Raw genomic sequence first — 11,283 nt, 5'->3', positions numbered from 1 at the left:
CAAATGCAAGATCGTTGTTGTGGGCGGGCACACCAATTGTCGTGGTATTCGCCTCCATCGCAGTCGGCACGGCCAATGCCAGAACCCCATCATCATCGTCGCCAGTCGACGGAGCCACAGTTGCCTTCGTTAACCCCATCCTAACCAGCGGCTTCTGGCTCCGGATTTGCCGTCATCGGTTTTGGAACCGCTTTGATGCCGTTCTCCCGAAAGGCGCTTTGAACCGCCATCAAAACCGTGCGCCGGATCATCGATTGTTTGCCAGGTCTTGCGGTGAAGGATGCCTTGATGATCAGCGTGCCGTCTTCAACGTCGCCGATACCTTTGCTCTTGAAGGGCTCTATCAGGTCCGGAGCAAGCTCCGGATTTGCGGCGATGTCCTGTCCGATTTTCTTGAAAAGCTTGCGGACCAGGTCGACGTCCGTATCGAACGCAACCCGAAATGTCAGCTTTTCAATCGCCCAGTCGCGACTGAAATTCTGGATCTTCCCTATCTGCCCGTAGGGCACCGTCGCGATCGAGCCGCGAGAGTTTCGAAGGGACACGGACCGTATCGAAATTTTCTCGACGGTTCCCTTGGCACCCGACGTTTCGATGTATTCGCCGAAGCGGAAGGCGTCGTCGATCAGGAAGAAAAGTCCTGACACGACATCTTTCACCAGCGTTTGCGAACCGAACCCGATGGCGAGGCCAAAAACGCTCAGACCCGTGATCAACGGCCAAACGTTGACACCGAAAGAAATCAGAACCGAGAGGAGCGCCAGCGCGAGAATGCTCGATTTTCCCACCCCGCTGATAAGCGGAACAATCGTCCCCAACCTTGATCGGGGTGCGTCCAGTGCATCATTGTCAGGCGCTGATGCGGGATGTGTTCCCTGCAAGGCGCGGCTCGTCACTGTCCCGATCATGTTCCACAAATATGCTGCCAAAAGCGCGATCACGGTAATTTCGAACGCTTCGCGCGTGATGCTTCGCAATTGGAAGCCCAATCCCATGGCAAGCGGCGTTGACCATAAGGTGCTCACCATGGCAACCGTGCCGATGAGAATGGCGAAGCGGGCTGTCTGGCGTGCCGCCGCCGCCGCAATGGAAATATGGTCCCGCTCGAGTTTTCGCTGCGCCCAATTGGCGATCATCGCGTCAAGATGGGGAGTCAGAAACACCATCAGGACGGTCACAATCACCGCCGATCCGGGCAACGGCGTTCCCAGGGTGAGCGCCGCTTGGCTGATGATGAACGTAACGACGAGGAATACGATGCTGATTGCCGGCCAGCGCCGGGCGAGACGATTGCGCCATTGACTTCTCGGGCGCGGACCAGCAACGGCACTCGCCATCGTGCGCCTGTGCCGCCACACCACTGCCGCAAGCAGGAGATAAGTCGGCACCGCCATCAAGACGGTTCGGGTCAGGTCCCTCAATGCAGGTCCTGCATCCCAAACCTGCAACGTAGTGACAAGGGCGATACCCACGACTGCCCAGCTGACGGCGATCGACAGATCCCGGGACAGTGCCAGCATATGAAAGGAACGGCGGCGAACTTCAGGCCGACGCGATGCCATCAGGACGAACCGCGTGAGGCACACAACACTGCAGACGATGACCGTCACGACCGCCCACAATCTGAGCGTCCGCAACGGCAATCCGGACGGCTCCAGCAATTTTGCTGCAATAAGGCCCACAGCCAGGGCAATGCCCGCCGCTACAATATCCATCATAAATCTTCGCAACAAACCCTGCGCGGCGTACCGGACTTTCACTTGTCGCTCAAGCGCAAGAAGGGTCCCCGCAGTGAGCACGACCACCAGAAAGACAGCAGAGAAAAGATGGAGGCGGGACGTCGATGCTGTGGCCATGGAGTCCTGCAAGCTATTCCACTCGTTTGGCAGCCCCGAGAAAGCAGAAAATCGCGCGTGCAGCCCAGCGGCAAAACCCTCGGCAACCCGTTCGACGGTCGCTATGGCCGAATTGACGTCAAGGTCCACCACTGTTTCTTCACTCACGCCGCATCCGTCTCAATCGCATCGTTTCGTGGAAGCAGGTGTAGCACTACAGTCATTAACAACTGGTCGTTTTGCACCGCTCTTCGCCCCGCTCAACCCGGCCATCTGGTTTGCGTAGTTCTCCCGGGTGTTCTGGTCGACCACGGCAATTGGCGCGGAAAGGATCAACCCGGCTGCACTCCCCGCTGCCGCCGCCGTTCCGGTCGTGGCGGCGAGAAGTTTGTCGCCGAGCCCGACCCTGCTGTCGGTCAAGGTCTGGCCTTGCGAGATGCGCGCACCAATGAGCTGCACGATTTGTGGAGATTGGGCGAACTTGCTGTGGTGAAGCCTGTCTCCGGCCTTGATTTTTGTGAGGTCAATCACCGCGATCTTGTTCGCGGCCAATTCCTCCTTGTAGGGCGATTGTTCCGGATCGATGGAGCCTATTCTCGGGATATCGCCCCACACTCGCCGGGACAGCGCCAAGGCGCGGTCATCGCGGGAGACAAAGAGAGTGAACTTGGGGCGCTGCGGCCCCATGTCCGCAATCTGGGAGCGGAAAACATCGACATCGACGTCGGCATCGGCAAGCATGACGTTCTTGAATTTCGCCGGCAGTCTGCCGTTGCGGATGGCCATCTGGCGCAACGACTCCAGGGCAAGCCAATTGCCCATGGAGTGGGCGAGGATGGAAACATCCTTTATCTCAGGATCTTTCGCCAGATATTGGAACAGCGTTTCGAGGGCATTTCTCGTGTAGTTGGTGCTCTCGCGGTCATATCCATAGGCCAGCAGGCTGCCGCGCGAAGGCCAGGTAACCAGAACCGGCGTATTGGGTATGCCGGAATCCTGCATGATTTGTGCGAAACGATAAACCGAATCCTCAAATCGGTTGTTGAAACCGTGAATGAAGACGATGACGCTGTGATCCGGATTCTTCCTCACCAAAACGTTCAGCCGTGACTTTGCTGCATCCAGCGTCAACGCGTCGGCCTTCAGGACTGCAAAGTCCGTCGCAGGATTGGAGGGAAGCCTCTTCGGCCAGGAGACTTCACCGATTTTGCGCACTTTGCTCGGCGGGATCGATACGGTGATGTCGGCAAAGGAAGGGGTAAGCCCACGTTCGCCGCTGAACATTTGGCCGGGGACGCTGGAACGGCTTCGCGTCGTCGTCACCAGCATTTCGACTTTGCTTGCGCCCGGAGACGATTCAGCGACGGGCAACAATACGTTTTTCGGTCGCCCGGCACAGCCCGCCGTCAAAACGGCGAGCACAAGCATTAAGGTCCACCCCATACCGTATCGCACCATGATCAAGGTGCCGGGTTTAGAGTAACGGTCGTGACCCCTCCGGCGAAGTTGATGCCCTCTTGTCCCTCGACCGAAATCGGCTGCAAGGAAAACGCTTTGCCCGTACCCCCGACAAGAATGTTTGCACCTGCTCCGGGCCCGACCGAGGCATTGGCTCCAACACCGGCATAGGTGCCTGTGAGCGCGCCTGCCGGAAGTCCGCTGTTGGCTGCGACGACGCCCCAGATCAGGTGGCCTGATGCGACTTCGCCGATTGCGATACCGTATTCGTCGATCGATCCGGTATAGTTCTCGGCGTTGCCGCTTTTTGGCTTGAACGAGCAGGTCAGTTTTTGCTTCTCCACGACAAACATTCCGATCCCTTTGGAAACGTCGCAGGCGAGCGTTCCAATCTGGACAGATTCCGCATTTGCGTCGAACGGTATGAACGCGGCGGCACCGGCAAGCACCTTATGAAAGAAAGTCATTTGCAACTCCTAGTCTTCTTTGGTCAGTTGAAACACCGTTCAGTCGGGTTCCGGCGAACCTCCATAGGTTCTTTTCAGAAAAGGATGTGAAGTACGTAACGGTTACAGCCCTGCTATTTGTATCGGCTCGACCAATCCCAGCCAAGGATAGCGAAGCGATCACAATCGCCCCACTGAGCAAACCAAGTCTAGTCATTGCATATGATCCCCGTGTTGCATCACCCGATGGTTAGCTGCTCATGACCACAGCTGGCTCGATCTAGGCAATGATTTGCGGGCCCGGGAGTATGTTACAGTAGCTTACAGGCAACAGCGCCAGACCTGATGCTCGCAAGCGCCTTTCTTTGCGTCTCTTTGAATGTCTCCATGTTTGGATCTCAAACTTCTTCCAAGTCTGCAGATTCCAACCAGTCAAGACCGCGCCGAGTTTAAGCGACAAACCTCGGCCATCGCTGGGCTGCAAGGCGGCACTCCATATCCGGCCTCTCATGGAGGGCACTCCACCCCAATTAACCATTCTAAAACCGGTGACCTGATGATGCCATTGCTGGTTCATCCTAGGCATCTTCCTGCTGCCTGTCGTGGATCCAGTAGCATACAGTAGGTTACGCGACTTTGACCCGCGGATGTGCGAGTGAAGACACTGGAAGAGCAACACGTTCTCGGAGCGATCCAATATGTTGCACACGTTCACAGAACAATTCAGCCCGCAAACGAGGGGAGTATTTATGCGAAATTTCATGACACTCATCGCTGCAACGTCACTCGCACTTTTGTCTGCGACGGCAGCCTACGCACAAGACGCAAATCCTCTTCCCAAGGCCAGCGATGTGCTTGTCCGTTATGGGGACGATATCGAGGGATGGACCGTCTATACAAATCAAACCCGCGGAGACTGCCTGATCGTGCGCTCGGACGGCCCAAGTTCGGTGCAAATGGGCGTTACCGCAGATCAGCAGGTCGGGTATCTCGGCGTGTTCACGAAGCAGGATATCGGCCTGAAAAACGGGAACACCTCAGACATCTTCGTCTCCATCGACGGCAATCTCTACAAGGGCGTCGCCACCAGCACGAGCGGCGAACTCAAGGGCGGACTTTCTGGCGGCTACATCTTGACCGACGACCCCAAGTTCAAGCGCGACGTGGCGAAGAAATACACAATGATCGTGTTTCCGGAAACCAAGGGAACCTTCGTCGTCGATCTGAAGGGGACGTACAAGGCAATGGCAGCGGGCCGCAAATGTCTCAAGCATTGACTCGCCACCCGTAAGCGAACGCACTGGAGGTCGGACGAGGACTGGTGTAGCTTTCCGCTCCCGGTTGTCGATTCCTCGATATTCGTCGATGACGATCGGGAGAAGCTGCGCGCAGGGGCGTATGTCTGTTGAGTTTATGCAATGGGACAGGTCCTCGGTCTGGCTTCTTGTCGCTTTCCCTCTTAATTTGGGTCTTCCTCAATCTGTGTGATGCTTGGCTTGATCAACTGCCCGAAATCATTCTCTCTATGCAAGCCGGACCTGTTGGCGTTGCTGAATTCGGTGCGCTTTTTGCTCCATCGCAGCGGAAGAAGGCTTGATGAAGCGTCCTAACATTCCAGTGAGCGACCACACAATGCCGCACAACTGAAGCGCCGTATCGTCCCGAAAGACATGGTCGCGGTGAAGTTCGGTGGCGATGTGCGTTTCATGCGGCGGCGGACGGGCGCGGTATCCTTATGTCCCGGAATACTTCGCCCAGCCGTTTCTGGGGTCCGGTCACCTGGTGACCGTGCTTGATGACTGGTGCCCGCCGACGCCTGGTCTGGCCTTCTATTACCCGCGCAGCCGGCACGTCCCATCCCCGCTTCGGGCCTTCATCGACCTCTTGCGAGAAGTGGACAGAACACGATGACGGGGCGACGGTGAATGGCATCCGACCCTGTCAGATGGATGAGGAAGACCTGCGGCTCCCATCGCTTTGAGCTGTTTTCGCATTGCGGATGCTCGCCTGGTATGTCAGGGCGTCGCTGGCTTGCGACGCAAGATCATGCCGCCATGGTGCAATGTGTTGGCATCGACGAAATCGCCGTCGGCAGTGAAGCCCGTGTCGTCCCAGTACTCGATATGCGTCCCGTCGACTTCGTAGCGACCCTCATAGGCTCGCTCTCGCTGACCGCGGGCCTCGACATAGCGTCCGCTCGGCAGAAGTTCATGGCGAACACGGTTGTCGTCGGTGACCCACATGCCAACGTAGGGATGGCTCGGCTGCAAATTGGTCTCCTGTGCTTCTACGGGTTGAATCGAAAGAGTGGCCGTGATGAGTGCTGCAAAAGCCTGTCGCATAGTCTGGCTCCTTTAAACGTTGCTGTTCTCGGTTTGGAGGCGATAGCCCATCGGTGCGCGGTGCCGGTTCGGCAGACATTAAGTTCTGCCGAGGCCGCGGGCGTCGGTCATTGAGGACGCGGCGCGTTGCTATCGACAACCTGCTGATAGGCAACGAGGTCCAGGAAGGCCTCCGCATTCACGACGAGGCCGTCCTTCATCTCGAATATCCAGACAAACTGGTTACGATAAGGTGCGCCCGACGTCGTGGTCGCCGTTCCGTCGAAGCGGATGATGATCGTGTCGCCGTCGGCAAAGATGTCATGCACCGCCGGCACGACCGGCGTCGCTAGACGGCTGGTTAGAGGAAGCGATGCCTGTTCGATGAAGTCCTTCTGGTTGCGATAGGTGCCGGCGACCGACCCGGAGCCATGGATCGTCCACACGACGTCGGGAGCGAGAAGTTCCGCGAAGACGTAGGTGCCCCCGCGCCATTTTTCGAAGGCGGCTTCGACGATCGCCCTATTCTGCCGTTCGATCGCTGCACTGTCTGGAACCGGCGCCTGCGTTGCCGTGGTGGTGGCAATGGCTGCACCCGGCAGGGCGAGTGAGAGCAATGCCAGTGTGATCAGAGCTGTTCGGCTCGCGCCGGCGACCCGGTGGCATGTCGAGAGGATGGTCATGGTATTTATCCTTTCCTGTTGCTGAGGGCTTGCCAGGCCTATCGACCTGCCATGAAGTTGCGGCGTTCGACTGCGGCGCCGCCGAAGATCAGTTGCTGGACGAGGGGGCGCTGCGTGAAGCGACCGGAAAAGACGGGGCTCGGTGCGCTGATCCGGTTCAGTCGATCCAGTTGTTCCGGGGTAAGCACCAGATCCAGAGCTCCGAGATTGTCCTCGGCCTGGGCGAGCGTGCGGGCGCCGATGATGGGGGAGACGACGGTCGGATTGGCCAGCGTCCAGGCAAGCGCCACGCGCGATGGTGTGGAGTTGGCCTCCTCGGCGACGGCTCGAACCTCGTCCGCAATTTCGATCGCACGTTCGTTCAGATGCCCGGACGAAGCTATGACACCTTTCCGGCTGGTCAGCCTTCAATTCTGCTTAGTCGCAGCGAGCTGACGGTTAGTCAGGGCCGTACAGAAATCGAGCACTCCTCACAAACTGTAGGACCTAGTTGCGAGGAAATGATCTGTAAGCGCCCGATTGGCACCGCCTGCCGAATAGCGCCTTGATGGCCTAGACACGTCATTAACGGGAGCTGTCAGGTTATTTGTGATTTAACGGTTCGGGGCTAATTCGTTGAGCCCAACTTCAGCTACAAGAACCATCGCTTTCCGCCGCAGATCATCGCCCATGCGGTCTGGCTCTATTATCGGTTCCCTTTGAGCCTGCGGCTGGTGGAGGAGATGCTGCTGGAGCGCGGCGTCGTCGTCTCCTCTGAAACAATCCGTCGATGGGGCCGGAAGTTTGGTTTCAGCTATGTCCGTCGTCTTCGCCCCAAGCGGCCTTCGACGAATGATATTGGGCATCTGGACGAAGTCGTGATCTCGATCGCCGGCAAGAGACACTGGTTGTGGCCGGCCGTCGATCAGGACGGATATGTGCCCGACGAGATTGTCCAGACCCGCCGCAACACCAAGGCAGCCAAGCGGTTACTCGTCCGCCTGCTGAAGAAACGAGGCCTGGCGCCAAAGCGCATAATCACTGCAAGCTGCGCTCATACGGAGCAGCAAAGCGTCAAGTCATGCCAGAAGTCGAGCATCGCTCCCACAAGGGTCTCAACAACCGGGCGGAAAACTCGCATGTGCCGCTGCGGAAAAGGGAGCGAATGATGCAAGGCTTCCGATCTCCGGGAGGGCTACAGCGCTTCGTCTCGATCTTCTCGGCAATCCGCAATCTCTTCGTCTCACCCCGCACAAGCCGCTCTTCATTCCAAATTCATCTGCTCCGTCTTAACGCCATGGCGGCGTGGAAAGCCGTCACTGGCACGCGTGACTGAAATTCTCTGACGGGCATTGTTGCCGCCTGCTTCACACAACGTGACAACCCCCCGGGGATATTTGCTGGACTTTCAGAGCTACCCACGCCATTGATTTTTGAGATCCGGTCCGGCGCTAACCGCAAGCCCCCCTTGAAAAGGCATCGGCAGAGAACCTGAATAATGATCTCGGTCAGAGCTATTCCTTCTTGGAGGGACGGGCCATAACGACGACCGCCATCAATTGCGTCAGGCGACGTCCGGCAGCCCGCCGATCAACTTGTCAAGCGTGATCGGATAGTGCCGAACCCTGACACCCGTGGCGTTATAGATGGCGTTGGCGATGGCGGCGGAAACGCCGCACAGGCCAAGTTCGCCGATCCCCTTCGCCTTCATAGGCGACGACATCGGATCGGTCTCGTCCATGAAGATCACCTCCTGGTGCGGGATATCGGCATGCACTGCCACCTCGTAGCCGGCGAGATCGTGGTTGACGAAAAAGCCGCGGCGGGTATCTACGGCAAGCTCTTCGGACAAGGCCCCGCCCGCACCCATGGTCATCGCGCCGATCACCTGGCTGCGGGCCGTAATCGGATTGAGGATGCGTCCAGCCGCGCAAACCGCCAGCATGCGGCGGATACGGCTCTCTCCGGTCGCGGCATCGACGCCGACTTCGACAAAGTGCGCGCCGAAGGTCGACTGCTGGTGCGTCTCTGACAGGTCGCCCCATGTGATGGTGTCCTCGCCGACGAGACCGTCTGGGCCCGCGGCTTCGGCGAGCGGCACCGACCTGTTGCCGGAGCGGACTTCGCCGTCTTCGAAGAGAACGTCCTCGGAGTTGAAGCCAAGCTTCTGTGCTACGGCCTCCCGCAGCTTCACACAGGCCGCATAGACGCCTGACGTGGAACAGTTTGCGCCAAACTGCCCGCCAGAACCTGAAGACACCGGGAAACGTGAATCGCCAAGTTGGACGCTGACCTTGTCAACAGTCACGCCAAGTATTTCCGCCGCGGTCTGCGCGATGATGGTGTAGCTCCCCGTTCCGATGTCGGTCATGTCGGTCTCGACGCTGACCACACCTTCCCGGTCGAGCCGCACGCGTGCTCCCGAGGGAAGGAGCAGGTTGTTTCTGAACGCCGCGGCGACGCCTGTGCCGATCAGCCAGTTGCCGTCGCGCTGCAAGCCGGGTCTGCCGCGTCCGTTCCACCCGAAACGCTCCGCGCCGAGCTTGAGACAGCCGACAAGGTCGCGGTGAGAGAACGGCCGCTCCGGCTTTTCAGGATCGACCTGGGTGTCGTTGATGATGCGGAATTCGACCGGATCGATACCGAGCTTCTCCGCCACTTCGTCCATGGCAATTTCAAGCGCCATCAGGCCGGGCGCCTCACCCGGAGCCCGCATGGCATTGCCCTCCGGAAGATCGAGCGTTGCAAGGCGCATTGCGGTCATGCGGTTTGCTCCGGCATAAAGCAGCCGGGTCTGCATGACGGCAGTCTCGGGCTGTCCGCCGGGAAGGTCGCCCGACCAGCTCTCATGCGCAATCGCGGTGATCCTGCCGTCGCGTTCGGCACCGATGCGCAGGCGCTGAACTGTCGCCGGTCGGTGCGTCGTGTTGTTCATCAGGAACGGGCGGGGCAGTGCCACTTTGACCGGGCGGCCGGCGGCCCGGGCGGCAAATGCCGCCAATACGGCGTCGGAACGCAGGAACAGCTTGCTGCCGAAGCCGCCTCCGATGAAAGGCGACATCAGGTGAATCTTCTCCTTATCGATGCCGAGGGTCGTGGCGAGGTCGGTCCGCCACCAGTCAATCATCTGGCTTGAGGTCCAGACCGTCAGCTCGTCTCCGTCCCAGGCGGCGATGGAGGCATGCGGCTCCATCATCGCGTGCGACTGATCGGGCGTGGTGTAGGTTTGGTCAAGCGTGACTGCCGCAGACCTGAAGGCGGCCTCGAAATCCCCCGCGCCTGAGTCCGGATCGCCGGACTCAGGCTTTACCGCGGTTTGCATCGCCTGCTTCAGATCAAACGCGCCTGACTCCTCGGTATAGTCGACCTTTACGAGCGCAGCGGCGGCACGCGCCTGTTCAAACGTCTCTGCCACGACGACTGCGATCGCCTGATGATAATGCTGCACCTCGTCGCCGCCGAACAGTTTCGCGGTGTTGAACTTGCCTTTCTTCCGATCACCGACTTCGGGCGCGGTCACGACGGCAATCACGCCTGCGGCCTTCTTGGCGCCGGAGACGTCCATCGACTTGATGTGGCCCTTCGCGATGGCGGCGCCTACCGGATATCCGTAGGCGCACTGTACTTTGGGATCATGCCATTCATAGGCGTAGATCGCCCGGCCGGTCACCTTTAGCGGACCGTCAATACGGTGGATCGGCTGGCCGACCACTTTGAGGCGATCGATCGGATTGTTGGTGACTGGTGTATCGAACTGCATGGCTTACCCCTTGGCTTCCGCAATGACAGCGCTGAGTGTGCGCTCGACGAGAGCGACCTTGAACCGGTTCTGATCGGTGGGACGCGCGTCCGACAAAAGAACGCTGGACGCCGCTCTTGCGCCCTTGGGCAGTTCGGCGTCCGCAGATTCCATGCGCCACGGCTTGTGCGCGATACCGCCGACGGCGACACGGCCGGTCCCGTCGGGCTGGATAACCGCTCCGACGGAAACGAGGGCGAAGGCGTAGGATGCGCGGTCGCGGACCTTGCGGTAGATATGCTTGCCGCCGATCGGGGGCGGCAGCATGGCGGCGGTGACGAACTCGCCCTTTTCAAGAACAGTATCGCGCTCAGGCGTGTCGCCTGGCAAGCGGTGAAAGTCGGCGATCGGGATAGAGCGCCGGACGCCGTCAGCATTCACTGTCTCAATCGTGGCGTCGAGCGTTCGCATGGCGATGGCCATGTCGCTCGGATGGGTGGCGATACAGGATTCGCTCGTGCCGACGACGGCGTGCTGGCGTGTGATCCCGCCGATCGCGGAACATCCGCTACCCGGCTGGCGCTTGTTGCACGGCTGGTTGGTGTCGTAGAAGTACGGACAGCGCGTGCGTTGCAGGAGGTTGCCCGCGGTCGTCGCCTTGTTGCGCAACTGGCCGGAGGCTCCCGCCACGAGCGCGCGCGACAGAAGACCATAATCGCGGCGGATCCTCTCGTCGGCGGCAAGATCGGTGTTACGCACCAGGGCGCCGATGCGGACGCCACCCTCTGGAGTCGGTTCGATCTTATCCAGACCAAGACCGTT

General features: G+C 59.3%; 10 protein-coding genes and 1 pseudogene. 3 read left to right on the top strand and 8 right to left on the bottom strand.

Annotation, left to right across the window (positions count from 1 at the left end; genetic code table 11):
- Positions 1-140 precede the first annotated feature (140 nt).
- Genes LB462_RS31675 through LB462_RS28120 form a run of 3 tightly spaced genes read right to left on the bottom strand, consistent with a single transcriptional unit; the run spans position 141 to position 3,760 of the window.
- The gene (locus LB462_RS31675) at positions 141-2,003 is read right to left on the bottom strand and encodes a mechanosensitive ion channel family protein (RefSeq protein ID WP_224514908.1); all 1,863 of its coding nucleotides are present in this window, start codon (positions 2,001-2,003) and stop codon (positions 141-143) included.
- Positions 2,004-2,015: 12 nt separating this feature from the next.
- On the bottom strand, positions 2,016-3,293 hold the full coding sequence (locus LB462_RS28125; RefSeq protein ID WP_370637328.1) for an alpha/beta hydrolase: 1,278 nt from the start codon (positions 3,291-3,293) through the stop codon (positions 2,016-2,018).
- 2 nt (positions 3,294-3,295) lie between these two features.
- Complete coding sequence (locus tag LB462_RS28120; RefSeq protein ID WP_224514904.1) at positions 3,296-3,760, bottom strand: DUF992 domain-containing protein; 465 nt, start codon at positions 3,758-3,760, stop codon at positions 3,296-3,298.
- 728 nt (positions 3,761-4,488) lie between these two features.
- Here LB462_RS28120 and LB462_RS28115 point away from each other — a divergent pair.
- Positions 4,489-5,016 (top strand): invasion associated locus B family protein, encoded by a 528-nt coding sequence (locus LB462_RS28115; protein WP_224514902.1) that lies wholly within the window; start codon positions 4,489-4,491, stop codon positions 5,014-5,016.
- A 418-nt stretch (positions 5,017-5,434) separates the two neighbouring features.
- The gene (locus LB462_RS28110; protein WP_370637327.1) at positions 5,435-5,650 is read left to right on the top strand and encodes a LysR substrate-binding domain-containing protein; all 216 of its coding nucleotides are present in this window, start codon (positions 5,435-5,437) and stop codon (positions 5,648-5,650) included.
- Between the two features lie 104 nt (positions 5,651-5,754).
- Here the strand turns inward: LB462_RS28110 and LB462_RS28105 are convergent, their stop codons facing one another.
- From LB462_RS28105 to LB462_RS28095, 3 genes are all read right to left on the bottom strand, one after another.
- Positions 5,755-6,081, bottom strand: coding sequence for an Atu4866 domain-containing protein (locus LB462_RS28105; RefSeq protein ID WP_224514900.1), 327 nt, complete (start codon positions 6,079-6,081; stop codon positions 5,755-5,757).
- Between the two features lie 107 nt (positions 6,082-6,188).
- Positions 6,189-6,743 (bottom strand): nuclear transport factor 2 family protein, encoded by a 555-nt coding sequence (locus LB462_RS28100; RefSeq protein WP_224514898.1) that lies wholly within the window; start codon positions 6,741-6,743, stop codon positions 6,189-6,191.
- A 38-nt stretch (positions 6,744-6,781) separates the two neighbouring features.
- On the bottom strand, positions 6,782-7,093 hold the full coding sequence (locus LB462_RS28095) for an aldo/keto reductase (protein WP_224515011.1): 312 nt from the start codon (positions 7,091-7,093) through the stop codon (positions 6,782-6,784).
- A 309-nt stretch (positions 7,094-7,402) separates the two neighbouring features.
- On the opposite strand from LB462_RS28095, the pseudogene LB462_RS28090 reads away from it, so the two are divergent.
- Positions 7,403-8,058: pseudogene (locus tag LB462_RS28090) on the top strand (IS6 family transposase).
- Between the two features lie 228 nt (positions 8,059-8,286).
- Here the strand turns inward: LB462_RS28090 and paoC are convergent.
- Both paoC and LB462_RS28080 read right to left on the bottom strand, forming a co-directional pair.
- Complete coding sequence (paoC, locus tag LB462_RS28085; RefSeq protein ID WP_224514896.1) at positions 8,287-10,482, bottom strand: aldehyde oxidoreductase molybdenum-binding subunit PaoC; 2,196 nt, start codon at positions 10,480-10,482, stop codon at positions 8,287-8,289.
- 3 nt (positions 10,483-10,485) lie between these two features.
- A partial coding sequence (locus tag LB462_RS28080) for an FAD binding domain-containing protein (RefSeq protein WP_224514894.1) occupies positions 10,486-11,283 on the bottom strand: 798 nt, incomplete at its 5' end.

It is taken from the genome of Phyllobacterium chamaecytisi (assembly GCF_020164455.1).
Classification (GTDB): domain Bacteria; phylum Pseudomonadota; class Alphaproteobacteria; order Rhizobiales; family Rhizobiaceae; genus Phyllobacterium; species Phyllobacterium chamaecytisi.
This window is presented reverse-complemented; position numbering and strand designations above follow the sequence as displayed.